Below are 19,662 nucleotides of genomic sequence, written 5' to 3' on the forward strand. Positions count from 1 at the left end.
AAATGAAGTGTTGTTGATAGACCTTCGCCGACGATGCCGCAAGGTTGGCCGATGTCGCGAATGCGCGTTGATCCAGTGCAGTGATAGTCCGGTGGCGGGTTTCATCACTGCGATTCATGGGCACCTAAACGGTCATCTGATAGTGCTGACGTGGCGGCGGGTGGTGTGGCTATTCTGCAGACTGATCATTCCCCCCGCAGACATCCGTTCGAGGACATAACAATGAGTATGACGTTTTCCGGCCAGGTCGCCGTCGTTACGGGCGCCGCCAACGGCATCGGCCGCGCGACCGCCCAGGCCTTTGCCAGCGAAGGCCTGAAAGTGGTGGTGGCCGATCTGGATGCGGCCGGGGGCGAAGGCACTGTGGCGCTGATTCGTACAGCAGGCGGCGAAGCGACCTTCGTGCGCTGCAACGTTACCGTCGAGAGTGAAGTGAAAAATCTGATGGATGAGGTGATCAACACCTACGGCCGTCTCGACTACGCCTTCAACAATGCCGGGATCGAAATCGAAAAGGGCAAGCTGGCCGAAGGCACGATGGACGAGTTCGACGCGATCATGGGCGTCAACGTCAAAGGCGTCTGGTTGTGCATGAAGTATCAATTGCCGCTGCTGCTGGCTCAGGGCGGCGGGGCGATCGTCAACACCGCCTCGGTGGCGGGCCTTGGCGCAGCACCGAAGATGAGCATCTATGCGGCCTCCAAGCATGCCGTGATCGGCCTGACCAAGTCCGCGGCGATCGAGTACGCGAAGAAGAAAATTCGCGTGAATGCCGTGTGCCCGGCGGTCATCGATACCGACATGTTCCGTCGCGCTTATGAAGCCGATCCGAAGAAAGGCGAGTTCGCCAATGCCATGCACCCGGTCGGGCGGATCGGCAAGGTCGAGGAAATTGCCAGCGCTGTGCTTTACCTGTGCAGCGACGGTGCCGCATTCACCACCGGCCATTCGCTGGCGGTGGACGGAGGCGTGACCGCGTTCTGAATCGACGGCTGTCGCGCTCATGGAAAACCCGCCGATGTGCGGGTTTTTCTTTGTCCGGGCGCAGGTTCCCCGGATTGGCCGGGCATTGTGTTTCAAATCTTTAGAACGCGCGGTTTTGACGGCTTTGTCGCACAGCCTGATCGGGCTGGCTGTGATTTACTGCCGCCAGCAAAACGAACAGGAGTTTGCTTGCTCATGGAATTGAGAATTGATCGACAGGCAATGGTGCCGGTCGTACAGCAGATTGTTGACGGACTGACCGAATGGATTCAGCAGGGTGACGTGCCCCCGACCACGCGCCTGCCCTCTGTCCGGCACATCGCGCGAAGCAATCTGCTCAGCCAGTCGGCGGTGGTCGAGGCCTGCGAACGACTGGTGGCGCAGGGCATTCTCGCCTCGCGCCAAGGTGCGGGGTTTGTCGTGGCGGCGGCGGGGAAACCGGCCAGGGACTCCGATCCGCTGGCGTTTGGTGGCGGACCGGACAGGAATGATCCGGCGGGCGAGCCGGACGGGGGATTACCGCTGGGCTGGGGCAGTCTGCCCGAAAGCTGGCGCGAACCCGATGACCTCAGTTATGCGATTCGCCAGGTCGCGCGCACCGACATGACCAGCCTGTTCGGCTACAGCACGCCGCTGGGGTTGCCGGTGCTGCGGACGCAGATCGCCAGACGCCTGAAATCACTCGATATCCAGACCTGCGACGAACAACTGCTGACCACCGCCGGTGCCAGCCATGGGCTGGATCTGATCGTACGTACCCTGTTCCGGACCGGGGATTGCGTGGTGGTCGAAACTCCCGGTTACGCCCCGTTGTTCGATCTGCTGCGGCTGCACGGGATCCGCATGCTTGAAGTGCGACGCACGCCGAGCGGGCCGGATACCGAGGCGCTTGAGGCGTTGCTGCGCCAGTTTCACCCTGTTGCCCTGTTCATCAACAGCCACCATCACAATCCCACCGGCAGTTGTCTGTCGCCCGCCGTGGCTCGACGGATCCTGCAACTGAGTCAGATCCATGATTTGCGCGTGATCGAAGATGATGTCTACGCTGACATGCACAATGGCAGCGGAGTTCGCCTGGCTGCCCTGGACGACGATGAGCGAGTAATCTACCTCGGCAGTTTTTCCAAGACCCTGAGCAGTTCGTTGCGGGTGGGGTTTGTGAAGGCAGACAGTGCCCTCGTTGCGCGTCTGGCGGAAGTGAAGAGGGTCAGCAGCCTGGGCACCTCCCGGTTCTGCGAAGCGGTGCTGGCGAATCTGCTGGCCAGTGGCGCTTATCGCAAGCTGGTTCAGCGCCAGCGCCAGCGCTTGAATATCGATCGGGCGGCAGCGTTGCAGGCCCTTGAGGATGCCGACTGGGAAGTTTTCGGCAAACCGACCGGAGGGCTGTTCATCTGGGCGCGCTCACCGACCGGCGATAACCCGTGCCTGCGGCGGCAGGCCCGGTGTTGCGGGGTTTTATTGTCATGTTCGACGACATTCAGTCCCAGTGGCGAGACCAGTGACTGGCAGCGGATCAACGTGGCGTATGCCTGCGATCCCAGGGCGCGACGGTTTTTCCGCAACAGCACTTCGGATCGACCTCAAGTGTTCTGAAAACGACGCGGGCGTAGCTTTTGGCCATTATTCCGACGCCAGAGACTTGTGCTGTTTCATGGCCGTTGCGACTCTTCGTCAACAGACAATGGCAGGGGATTACGCGCAATGATTTCGGCCGTGCAAGGACGTTTTGCCAACCTCGGTATGGCGAAAAAAATGGGTATCGGGTTTGTCCTGGTGTTGTTGCTGACCGCACTGGTAGCGGCCATTGGTGTCTGGTCCCTGCAAACCATCAGCCAGCGCTTCGATGGTCTCAAGCAGATGTCCTCGCTCAACAGCGGCCTGCTCAAGGTGCGTCTGCTGGAGCAGGACTATGCGCTGCACAGTAATCCGAAAACCGTCGATGCGCTCCATGAGGGAGTGGACGGACTGATCGCCCTGGCCGATCAGCTCAAGGCCCTGTCGCCCGCGAACGTGCCGGTGATGAACGATGTCGAACAGTCGCTGGCGGCCTACCGCAAGGCGTTCGACGAGTTTGTCTCGCTGACTCAGGCCAAGGACCTTGCGCTGGAAATGGCCAGTTGGTCGGTGTCCAGCGTCGCCAACAACCTCGACGTGTTGCAGTCGGGGCTCGCCGATGACGGCGCGTATACCCTGAAGGACACCGAGGGCAAGGATGGCGCGCAGTTCATCGAACAGGCCGGTCAGGTCAGTCAGGTTTCGCGGCTGATGCTCCAGGCCCTGAACGAGGCGAGGATCCGTCTGGATCAAAGTCGCAAGGGTGATGCCGACAGTGCCGGCAAAGGCAACATTGAGGAAGCCGCCCAGGCCCAGGCTCAGGCCGAGCAGTTGAAGTCCTCGATCAAGGATGAGGGCTACCTGACTGTGCTCAACGAAGTGTCCGGGCATATTGCCGGGTTCAGCGACAAACTCGCCGAATACACCGGGTTGCTGGCTCAGGAGAAAACCGTTTACGAGCAACTGCATCAGCGCGCCGCCGAAGTGGTGGAGCGGGTCGATCAGGCTTATGTCGCGCAAGATGCCGCGATGCAGGGCGAACTGAAGAAGAACTCGGTGCTGATTATTGGTTCTTCGGCGCTGGCGCTGCTGGTGGGGTTGATTGCCGCGTGGGTCATCACCCGCTTGATCGTTGCGCCGTTGCGCAGCGTGATCGAGGTGGCGCAGCGGATCGCCGCCGGTGACTTGAGCGCTACGGTCCAGGTGACCCGCCGCGACGAAATCGGCCAACTGATGCAGGCCATGCAGCAGATGGGCGAAGGGCTGAGCACGATTGTCAGCGGGTTGCAGGCCGGTATCGAGCAGTTGGCCAGTTCGGCGCAATCACTGTCGGCGGTGACTGAGCAGACCAACCTTGAGGTCAGCAGCCAGAAAGAGGAAACCGAACAGGTCGCCACGGCCATGAACCAGATGACTGCCACCGTTCATGACGTGGCGCGCAATGCCGAAGAAGCGGCGCTGGCGGCACAGACGGCGGACGATAAGGTCGAGAGCGGTCAGCAGGTAGTGCGTCAGAGCATGGCGCGGATCGAGCAACTGGCGGATTCAGCCACGTCGGCCAGCTCCAGCATCGAAAGCCTCAGCGCGGAAATCCAGAACATCGGCACGGTGCTGGGGGTGATCAAGAGTGTCGCCGAGCAGACCAACCTGCTCGCGCTCAACGCCGCCATCGAGGCGGCGCGGGCGGGAGAACAGGGCAGGGGGTTTGCGGTGGTGGCCGATGAGGTGCGGGCGCTGGCCCGGCGTACGCAGCAATCGACCGAAGAGATCGAGCGTCTGGTCAGTGCCCTGCGCACGGCGGCGCATTCGTCGGTGCAGCAGATTCAGAGCAGCGGCGAGTTGGTGAAGCTGGCGGTGAGTGATGCGTTGCAGACCGAGAGTGCGTTGGGGAGTATTGCGGCGGCGGTGTCGTTGATTCAGCAGATGAATCAGCAGATTGCGGCGGCGGCCGAGGAGCAGAGTTCGGTGGCCGAGGAGATCAATCGCAGTGTGACCAGTATTCGGGCGAGTGCGGATCAGTCTTCGATTGCGATGCAGGGGAATGCGGCTTCGAGTGTTGAGCTGGCGCAGTTGGGTGGGGAGTTGCGGGGGATGGTCGGGCATTTTCGGCTTTGAGCTTTTTTTGACCTTGGCGGCCTTTGGGCCGACCAGGTTCTTGATTGGTTTGGGTGTATATCCGTTTCTGCGGGTGTTTTTGCTGGCGGTTTCGCCCTTACGGCGAGTCACCTTTTTCAAACGCCAAAAAGGTAACCCAAAAGGCTTGGCCCCCGGCGTTCGGCCCCTCGCTAAGGCTCGGGGTTCCTTCGTTGCGGGATTCATCCGGGGGCATCGCCTACGGTTTGCTGCGCTGCACCTCCTCTCGATGTGTTCGACTTCGTCGAACGGCGCTGCGCGCCTACCCCCGGATGAATCCCTCCACTCAGCCTGCCGAAGGGGCCGGCACGGCAAGATCAAAAGCTGCAGGCGAGCTGACACTCGGCCTAGTGGTGGGCGCACGATCTACTTTCGCTTTTGTTCTTTTGTGGGAGTGGGGTTGTCCGCGAAGGCGGCCTTCGGGCCGACCGGGTTCTGGTGGGTTTACTGCCGCTGTGGTCAGTCCCCTCTCCCTCCGGGCGGTCCGACGTTTCGGGAGGGCTAGGGTGAGGGCAGCGAACTCAAGTCTGCTAAAAAGCCGTCTGAATCCACAAAGCCAATCTGAGTATGTCTTTGAATTACTGAAGACTGCGATCAATTCTCCGACCAAAAAAAAGCCACCTCTCGGTGGCTTCTCTTCAGCAATCTGCAATCAGTCGTAGATCACTTTCTTTTTCCAGTCTGCATCGGCTTCGACATCTTTGAGGCCGGCGGTCAGTTGGTTTTCTTCGCCTTCGACCGGGGCGATCTTGTCCATGACCAGGGCGTTGGCGCGGGCCAGGAGTTTTTCCAGGTATTGCAGTTGTTCGGCGTAGATCTGCGGGTCCTGCTGTTTGCGCAGGTATTGCACGCCGCGTTCGAAGGCGAGGCGGGCCTGGCCTGGCTGGTTTTGTTGCAAGGCGTGCTGGCCGAGGTTGTTGAAGAACTCGATGTGCAGCAGTACCAGAATGTGGCGGACTTCGCGGATCCAGTGTTTGGCTTCGTTCGGTGGCAGGAAGCCGTCCTGGGCGGCGCGGGTGATCTGGCCGTGCAAGGCTTCGAGGAGGAAGCGGACGTCCTTGGCCTTGGCTTCGGTCTGGATCGGGGCCGGTGGGTTGTTGACCGGGATCGATTCACCCTGGCCTACCAGTGCGGTCAACTCGGTGATCCGCGCCTTGGTGATGGCGCTGGTTTTTTCCAGGTTCAGCAGGCGCTGGCAGACGTTCAGTTCCAGGCGAGTCATCAGCAGCTTGAGCGCCGGGGTCATGAACTGGCCGGGGAAGGTCTCGGTGAGTTCGCCGCAGCGACGCAGGCGATCATTGAGTTCGACCTTGGTGCGGGCTTTCTCCAGTTTGTTGTTTTCCACCACATGGTTCATGTAGCCAATGGCGATCAAGATTGCGATCCCGGCTATGACTAGCAGGGTGATCATGAGTGGTGTCACCGGTAAGACCTCTTTATAGGGTTCGCGTGCGAGTGTAGTGGCTTGGCATATAGGAGCCTAGCGCCGCTCGACGGGTTGGATCGGCGAAGCTTCAATCTGTATCGGCCGCAGACCTGCTTAGATAAATGCTGGCGCTTGGGGTGCAGATTGCCATCACCTGTGCGGTGGACTATAGCGCCTTGGCGAGTGTCGGAATATAGGCGCCAGACATCGGTCGATGGAAAACCCCGATTGCCCTCGTAAAGCAGGTCGAAGTCATTGATTTAAATAAATTTATATCAGGGGGTTGACGACCTCCCAATCCATCCATAGAATGCGCGCCACTTGCAGCGTAAAGCACACAGCGAAACGAAGCAGGGAGTGAATGTTGTAGCGTGTCCCCTTCGTCTAGTGGCCTAGGACACCGCCCTTTCACGGCGGTAACAGGGGTTCGAGTCCCCTAGGGGACGCCAATGCGGGAATAGCTCAGTTGGTAGAGCACGACCTTGCCAAGGTCGGGGTCGCGAGTTCGAGTCTCGTTTCCCGCTCCAATTTTAAGCAGCTTTGCTCCAGGGCAAGGTTGAGTGAAACCAGAACACATCCCAGGATGTGAGTCTGGAACTGAAACACTACACCATGGTGTTTCAGGCAGTGTCCCCTTCGTCTAGTGGCCTAGGACACCGCCCTTTCACGGCGGTAACAGGGGTTCGAGTCCCCTAGGGGACGCCAATGCGGGAATAGCTCAGTTGGTAGAGCACGACCTTGCCAAGGTCGGGGTCGCGAGTTCGAGTCTCGTTTCCCGCTCCAATTTCACAAAAACGCCGCTCAATAGAGCGGCGTTTTTGTTTGCGCGTTTTTTGTGTTTCCTGTCATTCGCACGTAAAAAAGGCCCGCCGAAGAGATTCGGCGGGCCTTTTGCGTTTTCGGCAGATTACCAGGACAGCATCAGCCGCCCGGCAAACAGAATCAGCACAACCCCCATGGTGCGCTCGAACCAGTGCCCCATGCGCAGAAACAGCAATCGAACCCGGCTGCTGGAAAAAAACAGCGCAACGACCACGAACCATGCGGCGTTCACGAAACACATCCACAGCCCGTACAGCGCCTGAATCTGCAGCGGTGTGCTGGCGCTGATGATCGTGGTGAAGATCGCCAGGAAAAACAGCGTGGCCTTGGGATTGGTGGCGTTGGTCAGAAAACCGGTACTGAACGCTTTGAACAGGGTTTGCTCGACCAGTGGTTCATCGCCGGTTTTTTCACCCTCCAGTGCCGATTTCGGTTTGCTGCGCAGCAGGCAGACGCCGAGGTAGAGGATGTAGGCACCGCCGATCACCTTGGCCACGGTCAGCAGCCATGGCGTGGTGTGCATCAAGGCGCCGACGCCGAGCAGGGTGTACAGCACATGCACGGAAATCCCCGCACCGATGCCCAGCGCGGTGCAGATCCCGACCAGTCGTCCGAAGCGCACGCTCTGGCGAATCGTCACGGCGAAGTCCGGGCCGGGAGCGACCACGGCCAGGAAGTGGATGGTTGCCAGCGCCAGAAACTCGCCCAGGTAATTCGATAACATCTCAGCTCCAGAAAGTCAGGGGTGAAGCATTGCCGCGATAGCCGACAAAGAACGAAAGGCTCAATCGCGGATCCGCCACGCCCGGGGTGACCGAGTGCATGCGGCGCGAGTTGAACATGATGAAGTCGCCAGGCTCGGGACGAATCTCCAGCGCAGGCGGGCCGAGCAGCGCCGGGTCGATGCCGTAGCTGTCGCCGCGCATCTCGTCGAATTGATCCGGGGTCACGTCGTCATTCCACATCTGCAAAGCGCCGCCTTCGGTCGGCATGTTCAGGTACACGTTGCAGGCAAATTGCGCTTCCAGACTGCGGGCCTGGAAGCTGTCCGGCGCGTCCTTGGCAAAAATGTCGTGGTGGGCGAGAAAGCACACGCCGGGTTTCACCACGCGCGACAGCCCGACATACATTTTGCGACCGTAGAGGTTTTCCAGATGCGCGCCGGCCGGCCAGGACTCGTCGAGCATGCAGCGCAGCGTGTCGATTGGCGAAGAGTAGGGTGCACAGCGATTGCGCAATTCGGCGATGTTGCTGGTGGCGCGTTCGAAGTAGTCCTCGATCAGCAGCGGCTGGTTTTCCGCTTCGTAAAACGCCATGCCGATACGACCGATGCTCGGGGCGTTGATATAGCCCTCGAAGCCGGGAGCGAGAATCTTGTCGCCAATCTGGATTGCCAGTGTCTCGGGCAAAAAGCCTTTGACGCGGATGGCGAGGACTTCTTCGCTGGCCAGTTTTTTTATGCACGTCTCATCGAGACGCTCGACGTCAAGCATCATGTGGGTAGGTCCATCTATCGAATAGTCAACGGAACCGGCGAATGCGGCTCCCCCGGCGACGGACGATGCGCGAGGCACCGTCCGAAATTCTCAATCCACGCTGTAGTGGACGGATAACGTGCCTTTCTTCTGCGAAAGCGACGCGATCGTGACTGTGCCCAGATCCTTCAGGCTTCGTACATGGGTGCCGCCGCAGCCGTAGGCCGGCAGTTCTCCGAAACCGATTTCCCGCGCGCCTTCGCGCAAGGAGGTCAGGCGCGGCAGATCGTGCTCGATCCACTGGCCGATACCGTATTGCACCGTCTGCGGATCGACTTCCTGAGCCGAATCCCCCGGTTTGAATTGCACCCGGCCCTCGTCCGGCCAGTGATGCGCCTTGACAGGCATCCAGCCCAGCGCCTGGATGAAATGGCCAATCAAGTGCCCGGCCGAATGCATGCGGGTGTTGAAACGGCGACGTTCTGCGTCGATCCGGATCTGCGTCATGCCCAACGGCACCGGGCGGTCGACGTAGTGAATGATCCGTTCCGCCTCCTGCATCACCCGAAGCACCTGGCTATCGCCAATCCAGCCCGTATCGCAAGGCTGACCGCCGCCCTGCGGATGAAACAGCGTGGCGCGCAATACCACGGCGAACTCGTTGTCGTGGGGCGAGCAGTCGAGGACTTCCACATTGGCCTTGAGGTCATCACTATGGAAAAAGAGGCGAAGCGTCATATTCCATGCCCTTATTAAAGTTTCTTTTTTAATTATATGAATCGTGTAATAACGTGATAATCCGTTCAAACATCAAAGGACTGTTGCGCTGTGAGCATAAATCTCCCCCTGCCGTTGCTCGGTGAAATGGCGATTTTCGTCAAGGTCGTGGAGACCGGCAGCTTCTCCGAAGCCGCGCGCCAGTTGGGTTCGTCGCCGTCTGCGGTCAGCCGCAGCATTTCCCGTCTGGAAAAGGCCCTGGCCACCCGATTACTGCAACGCACCACACGTAAGTTGCGCTTGAGTGAGGGGGGAGAGGAGGTGTTCAAGCGCTGTCAGGAGATGGTCAGCGCTGCCAAGTCGGTGATGGAAATCAGTGGTCAGTTCACCCACGAAGCGGAGGGGCTGGTGCGGGTCAGTGTGCCGAAAGCGGTTGGACGCTTTGTGGTTCACCCGCACATGCCCGAGTTCTTGCGCCGCTATCCGAAAGTCGATGTGGAGTTGTTGCTGGAGGATCGTCAGGTGGATCTGATCGACGATCACGTCGACCTGGCGATCCGCATCACCGACAGGCCACCGGCCGGGCTGGTGGGGCGGCAACTGCTGACCATCGACCATTTGCTCTGCGCGACGCCGCAATACCTGGCCGAACATGGCACGCCGACTCACCCCCACGACCTGCTCAATCACAGTTGCATCTATCTCGGCGAAACTCCGAGTGATGCGCGCTGGAAATTCAAGAAAGGCAGTAAAGCGGTGACGGTCGGGGTGCGCGGACGCTATGCCGCCAATCACACTGGCGTGCGTCTGGGGGCGGTGCTGCAACATATCGGCATCGGCAGTCTTCCGTATTTCACCGCCCGTTATGCGTTGGAGAAGGGACTGGTCGTGCAGGTCCTGCCGGACTGGACATTCCTCGCTTCTTATCATGGCGGCTTGTGGTTGCTGCATTCGCCGACGCGCTATCTGCCGCCGAAACTACGGATATTCATTGATTATCTGGTGGCGTGCCTGGAGAAAGAGCCGACTCTGAGTAAACCGGGCAAGGTAGGAAGTGCAGGTCAGGTGTCGGCGGAATACGAACTGCCCGAGGGTGAAGGGCTGCTCTAGCCGGAAACAGAAAGGCCCCCATGGCATTGCCATGGGGGCCTTTTCGTTGTCTGGCGACGATCAGTGCTTGCTGTCCTGATCCGACATCGCCAGCAATTGTTTTTCCTGGTTCCAGTCGAACGGTTCGTCGTTCTGTTCGGCTTCGTAGCGACGTTCTTCCAGCGCCTGGTACATGTCGATTTCTTCGTCGGCCAGGTAGTGCAGGCAGTCGCCACCGAAGTACCACAGCAGATCCCGTGGGATCAGGTGGGCGATTTGCGGATAGCGGGAAATGATCTGGGTCAGGATGTCCTGGCCCAGGTACTGGCTTTCGATCGGATCGACCGGCAACTGCGCACGCAGGTCGTCGAAGCGCTCCAGAAACAAGGCGTGGCTTTCTTCGGGAACCTGATCGGCCTCACCTACGGCGACCAGAATACTGCGCAGGTGGTCGAGCAAAACCAGATGGTCGGCAACGATGTTGGACACGAGATAAGTCCTCAAGAGCAAAACGGGCGCGGAGTATAAAGCGCCCGCGCCCTTTTTTCCCAGTTATGCGATGGAGCGGATCAGCGGACTTTCCCTTCCGCAGGTGCCAGTTCCTCCTTGGAGAAATCATCCACATCGATCACCTTGCGTCGCGCTGTTTCGGCATCGCGCAGCATCTGCGCTTCCCCGGCCTGCAGCACGCCGGCTTCCAGTGCGGCATCGATGGCATGCTCACCCGCGACCGGTTTGACCTGGCCGCTTTTCAGTGACGTGTGCAGTTTCTTGTGCAGCGGTTGCGCGGCGCTCAGCAGATCGCTGGCGTGTTGCAGGGCGCCAACCGCGTCATCCGCCGATTGCGGGCGATAGCATCCGGCAAGCAACTCTTCCAGCGCCGGATCGCCCTTGGCCCGGCCGATGACCGCTGCCACCTCGGCACCGAGTCTGTCCGACGGGCCTTTGTGGCGACGTCCGAACGGGAACACGATCACCCGCAGCAGGCAGCCAAAGACCCGGTTCGGGAAGTTGCTCAGCAGTTCGTCGAGTGCCCGTTCCGATTGGCCGAGGCTTTCTTCCATGGCCCAGGTGAACAACGGCGCCATGTAGGCCGGCGAATCGAGGTCGTGATAACGCTTGAGTGCCGCCGACGCGAGATACAGGTTGCTCAGCACGTCGCCCAGCCGCGCCGACAGCCGCTCGCGGCGTTTCAGCTCACCGCCCAGCAGCATCATGCTCAGGTCGGCGAGCATGGCAAACGCCGCTGCCTGCCGGTTGAGGGCACGGAAATAACCCTGACTGAGCTTGTCTCCCGGTGCATGTTCGAAGTGTCCGAAACCGAGGTTCAGCACCAATGTGCTGGCGGCGTTGCTCACGGCGAAGCCGATGTGCTTGAGCAGCAGCCCGTCGAACTCCTTGAGAGCCTGCTCCTTGTCCTCGCGGCCGGCCAAGGCCATTTCCTTGAGAACGAACGGATGGCAGCGGATCGCGCCCTGGCCGAAGATCATCAGGTTGCGCGACAGAATGTTCGCGCCTTCCACGGTGATGAAGATCGGTGCGCCGTTCCAGCTGCGTCCCAGATAATTGTTCGGCCCCATGATGATCGCCTTGCCGCCGTGTACATCCATGGCGTGGCTGATGCACTCGCGGCCGCGTTCGGTGAGGTGGTATTTGAGGATTGCCGACAGCACCGACGGTTTCTCGCCCAGATCCACCGCATTGGCGGTGAGCATCCGCGCGGCGTCCATCATCCAGGCGTTGCCGCCGATGCGCGCCATGGCCTCCTGAATGCCTTCGAACGCCGACAGTGGAACGTTGAACTGTTCGCGGATCTGCGCGTATTGCCCGGTCACCAGGCTGGTGAACTTGGCGGCGCCGGTGCCCACCGCCGGCAGCGAAATCGAGCGCCCGACCGACAGGCAGTTCATCAGCATCATCCAGCCTTTGCCGAGCATGTCCTGACCGCCGATGAGGAAGTCCAGCGGGATGAACACGTCCTTGCCCGAGTTGGGGCCGTTCATGAACGCAGCGCCCAGCGGCAGGTGCCGACGGCCGATTTCCACGCCGGGGGTGTCGGTTGGAATCAGCGCCAGGCTGATGCCCAGGTCTTCCTTGTCGCCGAGCAGGTGATCCGGGTCATAGGCCTTGAAGGCCAGGCCGAGCAGCGTCGCTACCGGACCGAGGGTGATGTAGCGTTTTTCCCAGTTCAGGCGCAGGCCGATGGTTTCCTCGCCTTGCCACTGACCCTTGCAGATGATCCCGGTGTCGGGCATGGCTCCGGCGTCGGAACCGGCGAGCGGGCCGGTGAGGGCGAAGCACGGAATGTCATCGCCCCGGGCCAGCCGTGGCAGGTAATGGTTGCGTTGTTCATCGGTGCCGTAATGCAGCAGCAATTCGGCGGGGCCGAGGGAGTTGGGCACCATTACGGTGGAGGCGAGGTCGCCGCTGCGGGTGGCCAGTTTCATCGCCACCTGTGAGTGTGCATAGGCGGAAAAGCCTTTGCCGCCGAACTCCTTGGGGATGATCAGGGCGAAGAAACCGTGTTCCTTGATGTGTGTCCAGGCTGCGGCCGGCAGGTCCATCGACTGGCCGATCTGCCAGTCAGTGACCATCGCGCAGAGTTCTTCGGTGGGGCCATCGATGAATGCCTGTTCTTCTTCGCTCAACTGCGCCTTGGGGTAGGACAGCAATTTGTCCCAGTCCGGACGCCCGCTGAACAGTTCGCCGTCCCACCAGACCGTGCCGGCGTCGATCGCGTCGCGTTCGGTCTGCGACATCGGCGGCAGGGTTTTCTGGAACCAGTTGAACAGTGGCGCGCTGAAATGCTTGCGCCGCAGATCCGGCAGCAGCAGGGGAGCGGCCACGACGGCCAGCAGCACCCAGAACACCAGCAGCAGCCAGCCCGGTGCCCGACTGAAAATCCCCATCGCCAGCAGATAAGCCGCGACGATACCCAGCGCGGGCAGCGGGGCGATGCGCCGGTGGGCCAGATACGCCACGCCGACGATCAGAACCAGTATCCACAACAACAGCATATTTAATCCTCCGTGAACCAGGGCGAACCGACCCTCAGAGCTTAGACGGCATCCGCAAAACAGGAGGGTCGGAACAGGGCGATTGAATTCGTGGGAAACCCCGGATGGCTTTTGTAGTTTCGGTGGGCAACACGCGTGGGAAATCGTTCGCTCGCTGCGCAGCTTTGCGTCCAAGTTTGGCCGAAACGCCGTTATCTCTGTGCTGAAGCTCTCGCTAGACTCCAAGCTCATCCAGGAGAAAGCCGTCATGCGCGAGTATTTGAGTCCCGGCCGCTTCATCGATAGTGACCACCCCGCCGTAGTGGAGTTCGCCGAGCAACACCGAGGCGCGAGTCGTGATCCGCGCGCGCAGGCGGTCAGTCTTTACTACGCGGTGCGCGAGGCGGTGCGCTACAACCCGTATACCTTCAGCCGTGACCCGGATACCTTGCGCGGCAGTTATGCCCTGGCCACTGCAGAGAGTTACTGCGTGCCCAAGGCCACGTTGCTCGCCGGTTGCGCGCGGCATTGCGGGATCGCCGCGCGCATCGGTCTGGCAGATGTGCGCAATCACCTGTCGACTCCGCGTCTTCTGGAGCTGCTGCGCAGCGACGTATTCGCCATGCACGGCTACACCGAACTGTTTCTCGACGGTCGCTGGGTCAAGGCCACGCCGGCGTTCAACCAGAAACTCTGCGATCTGTTCAATGTGGCGCCGCTGGAATTCGACGGGATCAATGACAGCGTGTTCCATCCGTTCAACCGCGATGGCGCGCAGTTGATGGAGTACCTGATCGACCACGGCCAGTTCGCCGATGTGCCGCAGGCTTTCTTCTTCGAACACCTGGAAAAGTGCTATCCGCACCTGTTCGGCGATCAGCAGCCGCAGCTGTTGGGCGATATGCAGAGTGATCTGCCGTGTGATGTCAGCCGGGGCTGATCCGGCGTATGCTGCCCGCCCACTCATTGGAAAAGAGGCGGTCATGCTGAAGATCTGGGGTCGCAAGAATTCGTCGAACGTAAGGAAACCGCTGTGGGCCGCCGAGGAGCTTGGGCTGGCTTACGAAGCGATCGATGCCGGTGGCGCGTTCGGTGTGGTCGACACGCCCGAGTACCGGGCGATGAACCCGAACGGGCGGGTGCCGGTCATCGAAGACGACAGCTTTGTGTTGTGGGAATCCAACGCGATCGTCCGCTACCTGTTGGCCCAGCATGCGGCCAATACCCCTTGGTATCCAGCGGATCTGCAAGCCCGCGCCATCGCTGACAAGTGGATGGACTGGACCACCTCGAGTTTTGCCGGACCGTTCCGCACGGTGTTCTGGGGCGTCCTGCGCACGCCGGCGGACAAGCAGGACTGGCCGGCAATTCACGCTGCGGCCAAGGAATGTGAGGCGCTGCTGGCGATGGCCGATCAGGCGCTTGCCCGTCAGCCGTACCTGTCCGGAAGCGAAATCGGCATGGGCGACATTCCGCTGGGCAGTTTCATTTATGCCTGGTTCGAAATGCCTATCGAGCGTTTGTCGCTGCCGCATCTGGAGGCGTGGTACGCGCGGCTGAAGCAGCGTCCAGCCTATAAAAAGGCTGTCATGACCGCGTTGACTTAATACCTACTATCGACACGCTTGACTGTACTTGTGCGGCGGCGGCAAGCACCATTGCGCTCGGACGCCGTGGTTGTTTCCCTCGCCGCACGCCCTTATCTATCCTTTTCATTCTTTCTTGGCGTAAATCAGATATGAGTTCCGCTCTGTCCATCCGGCAGCTAACCAAAACCTACGGCAACGGGTTCCAGGCCTTGAGTGGTATCGATCTGGACGTCGCCGAGGGTGACTTCTTCGCCTTGCTCGGCCCCAACGGCGCCGGCAAATCCACGACCATCGGCATTCTCTCGACCCTGGTGAACAAGACCAGCGGCTCGGTGAATATCTTTGGTAATGACCTGGACAAGAACCCCGCCGCGCTCAAGCGCTCGATTGGCGTGGTGCCCCAGGAATTCAATTTCAACCAGTTCGAAAAGACCTTCGACATCGTCGTGACCCAGGCCGGCTACTACGGCATTCCGGCGAAAGTCGCCAAGGAACGCGCCGAGCAGTACCTGACCCAGCTTGGCCTGTGGGACAAGCGCGATGTGCCGTCGCGTTCGTTGTCCGGCGGGATGAAGCGTCGTCTGATGATCGCCCGCGCGCTGGTGCATGAGCCGCGCCTGTTGATCCTCGACGAACCGACTGCCGGGGTCGATATCGAACTGCGCCGTTCGATGTGGACGTTCCTCACCGAACTGAACCAGAAAGGCATCACCATCATCCTCACCACGCATTACCTGGAAGAGGCTGAGCAGTTGTGCCGCAACATCGGCATCATCGATCACGGCACGATTGTCGAGAACACCAGCATGCGGCAGTTGCTCGGCCAGCTGCATGTGGAAACCTTCCTGCTCGATCTGAAAAACGGCCTGGGCGCCGCGCCGCAACTGGCCGGTTATCCGGCTCGCCTGCTCGACGGCCATACCCTGGAAGTGCAGGTCGACAAGTCCATGGGCATTACCGCGCTGTTCGGCCAACTGGCCCTGCAGAACATCGAAGTGTTGAGCCTGCGTAACAAAACCAATCGCCTCGAGGAGCTGTTCGTGTCCCTGGTGGAGAAAAATCTGTCGAAGGTGGCGGTATGAGTTCCGAGTTCGGCCCTAACCTCGTTGCCCTCAATACCATCGTTTACCGCGAGGTCCGCCGGTTCACCCGGATCTGGCCGCAGACGCTGCTGCCGCCGGCAATCACCATGGTTCTGTACTTCGTGATCTTCGGCAATCTGATCGGCCGGCAGATCGGCGACATGGGTGGCTTCACCTACATGGAGTACATCGTGCCGGGGTTGATCATGATGTCGGTGATCACCAACTCCTATGGCAACGTGGTGTCGAGCTTCTTCGGCAGCAAGTTTCAGCGCTCCATCGAGGAATTGATGGTGTCGCCGGTTTCGCCGCACACCATTCTGATCGGCTACACCCTTGGCGGTGTTCTGCGTGGTTTGATGGTGGGCGTCATCGTGACGCTGTTGTCGCTGTTTTTCACGCATCTGCAGGTGCATCACCTGGGGGTGACCATCCTGGTGGTGGTGCTGACGGCGACGATTTTCTCGCTGCTGGGTTTCATCAACGCTGTGTTTGCACGCAACTTCGATGATATTTCGATCATTCCGACTTTTGTCCTGACGCCGCTGACGTATCTGGGCGGGGTGTTTTACTCGATCACTCTGTTGCCGCCGTTCTGGCAGACGGTGTCGCTGGCCAACCCTGTGCTGCATATGGTCAATGCGTTCCGCTACGGCATTTTGGGGGTGTCGGATATCCGTATCGGGATTGCGATTACGTTCATGCTGGTGGCAACGGTGGTGTTGTATTTCGGGTGCGCGCGGTTGTTGGTGAGTGGGCGGGGAATGCGGACCTGATTGCGGCCTTCAGGCCAACCGGGTTCTGGCAGGTGTACACATTCTTCGCTCCGCACCAATCCCATCCCATAAAAAACGGCCTCCCATCTGGAGGCCGTTTTGCATTCATCCCATTCGACTTTTCTTGCGCCGCGCCCATTGCCGGGCTACCCACCAGCGCCAGTACATCATGACCAGGCAGTAGGCGAGGGCGCCGAGCGCGAGGCCGACGACCACCGAGCCGAGCAGGAACGGTTGCCACAGCGTCGAGAGTTCGCCGCTGATCCATTCCCAGGTCAGTTCGTCAGGCAGGCTGCGGGCGGGGATGTTCATCAGCCAGGCGCCGGCCTGGTAGGTGCAGAAAAACACGGCCGGCATGGTGATCGGGTTGGTCAGCCAGACCAGGCTGACGGCGATTGGCATGTTGCCCCGCACCATGATCGCCAGGGTGGCGGCCACCAGCATTTGGGCGGGAATCGGCAGAAACGCGGCAAACAGGCCGACGCCCATGGCGCGGGCGACCGAGTGCCGGTTGAGGTGCCAGAGGTTCGGGTCATGCAGCAGCTTGCCGAGAAAGCGTAAGGATTTGTGTTCCCTGATGCTCGTCGGGTCGGGCATGTAACGTTTGAATAAGCGCCGGGGCATAAGGCTTCTCGGTCGGTTAAGGCGGCAAGTATGTCTGGATTCTAAAAGTCGCCCATTTAGACTTTGTGACAATTGTTGACGACGTCGCTGCCCGATTCCCGCTATGCCTGATGACGGGACTCTCAAGGACGGGCTTATGCGCACAGGGATGATGGCGCTGGCAGTCGGTCTGCTGGCCCCGGTTTTTTTGCCGGCCTTGCCGCCGGTCGGGCTTTTGTGGGTGTTGCCGGTGGTGGCGTTGATGCTGCTGCCGTTTCGCAGCTATCCGCTGGCTTTGCTGTTGTTCGGGTTTACCTGGGCGTGTGTGGGTGCGCAGTGGGCATTGAACGATCGTCTGCCCCGGGCGCTGGATGGCGAGACTCGCTGGGTCGAAGGCCGGGTGGTCGGTTTGCCGCAGAACAGCGAGGGTGTGGTGCGATTCGAGCTGGCCGATGCGCGCTCGCGTCACGAAAAGCTGCCAGGCCTGATACGTCTGGCCTGGTACGCGGGGCCGCCGGTCAACAGCGGCGAGCGCTGGCGCCTGGCGGTCAAGCTCAAGCGGCCGGGTGGTTTGCTCAATCCCGATGCCTTCGATTACGAAGCCTGGCTGCTGGCGCAACGTATCGGCGCCACCGGTACGGTGAAGGACGGCCAGCGGCTGGCCGCTGCGCAGTGGGCCTGGCGTGACAGTCTGCGGCAGCGCTTGCTTGAGGTGGACGCCCAGGGGCGTGGTGCGGCGTTGGCGGCGCTGGTGCTCGGCGATGGTTCGGGGCTCAGTCGCGAGGACTGGCAGGTCTTGCAGGACACCGGAACCGTGCATCTGCTGGTGATTTCCGGGCAGCACATCGCCCTGTTGGCGGCCGTGATGTATGGGTTGGTGGCCGGCCTGGCCCGGCTCGGTTGGTGGTCGCGAAGCTGGCCCTGGTTGCCTTGGGCCTGTGGCTCGGCGTTCGCTGCTGCATTGGGATATGGCCTGCTGGCCGGCTTCGATGTGCCGGTTCAACGGGCGTGCGTGATGGTCGCGCTGGTACTGCTGTGGCGTTTGCGTTTCCGCCACTTGGGGGCCTGGTGGCCGCTGTTGCTGGCGTTCGACGGGGTGCTGTTGATGGATCCGCTTGCGAGTCTGCGGCCGGGATTGTGGTTGTCCTTTGCGGCGGTGGCGATCCTGATTTTTACCTTCGGCGGTCGCCTGGGGCCGTGGCGCTGGTGGCAGACCTGGACGCGGGCGCAGTGGCTGATCGCGATCGGTTTGTGCCCGGTGTTGCTGGCCTTGAGTCTGCCGATCAGTCTCAGCGGGCCGTTTGCCAACTTGTTGGCGGTGCCCTGGGTCAGTTTGCTGGTGTTGCCGGCGGCACTGCTGGGCTGCCTGTTGCTGTGGGTGCCTTGGGTTGGCGAAGGTCTGCTGTGGCTGGCCGGCGGTCTGATCGACTGGCTGTTCATCGTGTTGGCGCAGATTGCCGGGCGCTGGCCGGCGTGGATCCCGCCGAGCATTCCGGGGTGGGTCTGGGCGCTGGGTTGCCTCGGTGCGTTTCTATTAATGTTGCCCCGCGGCGTGCCGTTGCGGCCATTGGGCTGGCCGTTGTTGATTCTGGCGCTGCCGCCCCGTGAGCGACTGGCAGAAGGCGTGGCCGATGTCTGGCAACTCGATGTCGGCCAAGGCTTGGCGATCCTGATCCGCACCCGTCATCACACGTTGCTGTATGACGCGGGGCCGCGATTCGGCGATCTCGATATCGGCGAACGGGTGGTGCTGCCGGCGTTGCGCAAGCTTCGTGTCGAACGTCTCGATCTGATGTTGCTCAGTCATGCCGACGCCGACCATGCTGGCGGGGCGCTGGCTGTGGCGCGCGGTTTGCCGCCCCGGCGGGTGATCAGCGGCGACCCGCCAGGACTGCCGCTCGAACTCAACGCCGAAGCCTGCGAGAGCGGGCGGCGATGGCAGTGGGACGGCGTCCGCTTCGAACTGTGGCAATGGTCCAGGGCCCACGACAGCAATCAGCGCTCCTGCGTATTGCAGATCGAGGCCAACGGCGAGCGACTGCTGCTGACCGGGGATATCGACACCGCTGCCGAACGCGTGCTGCTGGAGAGTCCGCTGGCCGTGCCCACGCAATGGTTGCAGGCACCGCACCACGGCAGTCGCAGTTCGTCCTCGATGGCCCTGCTCAACGTGTTGCGCCCGCATGCGGTGCTGATTTCCAGGGGCCAGGGCAACTCGTTCGGTCATCCGCATCCGATGGTCATGGCCCGCTATCGCAAACACGGACTGACGATTCATGACAGCGCCGAGCAGGGTGCCATTCATCTGCAACTGGGGCGCTTTCAGGCGGCCCGGACGATGCGTCAGCAGCGCCGGTTCTGGCGCGTTGCAGAGCAGTCGAACCCTTGAGAGCGCCTGTTCATGGGGGACGCGCGG

16 protein-coding genes and 4 tRNA genes are annotated in these 19,662 nt (G+C 60.9%); 13 read left to right on the plus strand and 7 right to left on the minus strand.

Annotated features, from left to right (window positions below; all coding sequences use genetic code 11):
* The first annotated feature begins 222 nt into the window (after positions 1-222).
* From N8H74_RS12275 to N8H74_RS12285, 3 genes are all read left to right on the plus strand, one after another.
* Positions 223-984: an SDR family oxidoreductase gene (locus tag N8H74_RS12275; RefSeq protein ID WP_262147840.1), complete on the plus strand. Its 762-nt coding sequence runs from the start codon at positions 223-225 to the stop codon at positions 982-984.
* Between the two features lie 195 nt (positions 985-1,179).
* Positions 1,180-2,577 (plus strand): PLP-dependent aminotransferase family protein, encoded by a 1,398-nt coding sequence (locus N8H74_RS12280; RefSeq protein WP_262147842.1) that lies wholly within the window; start codon positions 1,180-1,182, stop codon positions 2,575-2,577.
* 108 nt (positions 2,578-2,685) lie between these two features.
* A complete protein-coding gene (locus tag N8H74_RS12285) occupies positions 2,686-4,653 on the plus strand; it encodes a methyl-accepting chemotaxis protein (protein WP_262147844.1) in 1,968 nt (655 codons plus the stop codon).
* A 670-nt stretch (positions 4,654-5,323) separates the two neighbouring features.
* On the opposite strand, the gene N8H74_RS12290 is transcribed toward N8H74_RS12285, so the two are convergent.
* On the minus strand, positions 5,324-6,082 hold the full coding sequence (locus N8H74_RS12290) for a hypothetical protein (protein WP_217830633.1): 759 nt from the start codon (positions 6,080-6,082) through the stop codon (positions 5,324-5,326).
* A 388-nt stretch (positions 6,083-6,470) separates the two neighbouring features.
* Between N8H74_RS12290 and N8H74_RS12295 the strand changes: the two genes are divergently transcribed.
* The 4 genes from N8H74_RS12295 to N8H74_RS12310 all read left to right on the plus strand — a co-directional run bounded on the left by N8H74_RS12295 (position 6,471) and on the right by N8H74_RS12310 (position 6,880).
* Positions 6,471-6,546: transfer RNA gene (locus tag N8H74_RS12295), tRNA-Glu, on the plus strand.
* Positions 6,547-6,548: 2 nt separating this feature from the next.
* A tRNA-Gly gene (locus N8H74_RS12300) sits at positions 6,549-6,624 on the plus strand.
* 102 nt (positions 6,625-6,726) lie between these two features.
* A tRNA-Glu gene (locus tag N8H74_RS12305) sits at positions 6,727-6,802 on the plus strand.
* A gap of 2 nt (positions 6,803-6,804) precedes the next feature.
* Positions 6,805-6,880: transfer RNA gene (locus N8H74_RS12310), tRNA-Gly, on the plus strand.
* Positions 6,881-7,004: 124 nt separating this feature from the next.
* On the opposite strand, the gene N8H74_RS12315 is transcribed toward N8H74_RS12310, so the two are convergent.
* The 3 genes from N8H74_RS12315 to N8H74_RS12325 form a co-directional block, all read right to left on the minus strand.
* A complete protein-coding gene (locus tag N8H74_RS12315) occupies positions 7,005-7,643 on the minus strand; it encodes a LysE family transporter (RefSeq protein WP_217830634.1) in 639 nt (212 codons plus the stop codon).
* Between the two features lies 1 nt (position 7,644).
* On the minus strand, positions 7,645-8,415 hold the full coding sequence (locus N8H74_RS12320) for a 2OG-Fe(II) oxygenase (RefSeq protein WP_217830635.1): 771 nt from the start codon (positions 8,413-8,415) through the stop codon (positions 7,645-7,647).
* Positions 8,416-8,505: 90 nt separating this feature from the next.
* Complete coding sequence (locus N8H74_RS12325; protein ID WP_262147849.1) at positions 8,506-9,132, minus strand: alanyl-tRNA editing protein; 627 nt, start codon at positions 9,130-9,132, stop codon at positions 8,506-8,508.
* A gap of 90 nt (positions 9,133-9,222) precedes the next feature.
* Between N8H74_RS12325 and N8H74_RS12330 the strand changes: the two genes are divergently transcribed.
* Positions 9,223-10,221: a LysR family transcriptional regulator gene (locus N8H74_RS12330; RefSeq protein WP_262147852.1), complete on the plus strand. Its 999-nt coding sequence runs from the start codon at positions 9,223-9,225 to the stop codon at positions 10,219-10,221.
* 60 nt (positions 10,222-10,281) lie between these two features.
* Here N8H74_RS12330 and N8H74_RS12335 read toward each other — a convergent pair whose 3' ends face one another.
* Together N8H74_RS12335 and N8H74_RS12340 are read right to left on the minus strand one after the other, a co-directional pair.
* On the minus strand, positions 10,282-10,689 hold the full coding sequence (locus tag N8H74_RS12335) for a PA2817 family protein (protein WP_217830638.1): 408 nt from the start codon (positions 10,687-10,689) through the stop codon (positions 10,282-10,284).
* A gap of 80 nt (positions 10,690-10,769) precedes the next feature.
* Complete coding sequence (locus N8H74_RS12340) at positions 10,770-13,217, minus strand: acyl-CoA dehydrogenase (RefSeq protein WP_262147857.1); 2,448 nt, start codon at positions 13,215-13,217, stop codon at positions 10,770-10,772.
* A gap of 247 nt (positions 13,218-13,464) precedes the next feature.
* Here N8H74_RS12340 and N8H74_RS12345 point away from each other — a divergent pair, with 247 nt between their 5' ends.
* The 4 genes from N8H74_RS12345 (at position 13,465) to N8H74_RS12360 (ending at position 16,643) form a co-directional block, all read left to right on the plus strand.
* Positions 13,465-14,136, plus strand: a complete 672-nt coding sequence (locus N8H74_RS12345; protein ID WP_217830640.1) for a transglutaminase family protein — start codon at positions 13,465-13,467, stop codon at positions 14,134-14,136.
* Positions 14,137-14,179: 43 nt separating this feature from the next.
* Entirely contained in the window at positions 14,180-14,803 is a 624-nt protein-coding gene (locus N8H74_RS12350; protein ID WP_262147860.1) for a glutathione S-transferase, read from the plus strand.
* Positions 14,804-14,934: 131 nt separating this feature from the next.
* The gene (locus tag N8H74_RS12355) at positions 14,935-15,867 is read left to right on the plus strand and encodes an ABC transporter ATP-binding protein (protein WP_217830642.1); all 933 of its coding nucleotides are present in this window, start codon (positions 14,935-14,937) and stop codon (positions 15,865-15,867) included.
* Positions 15,864-16,643 carry an ABC transporter permease gene (locus tag N8H74_RS12360; RefSeq protein WP_217830643.1) on the plus strand — a complete coding sequence of 260 codons (780 nt, stop codon included), beginning with the start codon at positions 15,864-15,866 and terminating at the stop codon, positions 16,641-16,643. Before N8H74_RS12355 ends, N8H74_RS12360 begins: the two co-directional genes overlap by 4 nt.
* A 105-nt stretch (positions 16,644-16,748) precedes the next feature.
* Here the strand turns inward: N8H74_RS12360 and N8H74_RS12365 are convergent, their stop codons facing one another.
* On the minus strand, positions 16,749-17,267 hold the full coding sequence (locus tag N8H74_RS12365) for a DUF2062 domain-containing protein (RefSeq protein WP_217830644.1): 519 nt from the start codon (positions 17,265-17,267) through the stop codon (positions 16,749-16,751).
* 136 nt (positions 17,268-17,403) lie between these two features.
* On the opposite strand from N8H74_RS12365, the gene N8H74_RS12370 reads away from it, so the two are divergent.
* Positions 17,404-19,635 (plus strand): DNA internalization-related competence protein ComEC/Rec2, encoded by a 2,232-nt coding sequence (locus N8H74_RS12370; RefSeq protein WP_262147864.1) that lies wholly within the window; start codon positions 17,404-17,406, stop codon positions 19,633-19,635.
* The last annotated feature ends 27 nt before the right edge of the window (positions 19,636-19,662 follow it).

The organism is Pseudomonas sp. B2M1-30, from assembly GCF_025447575.1.
Classification (GTDB): Bacteria; Pseudomonadota; Gammaproteobacteria; order Pseudomonadales; family Pseudomonadaceae; genus Aquipseudomonas; species Aquipseudomonas botevensis.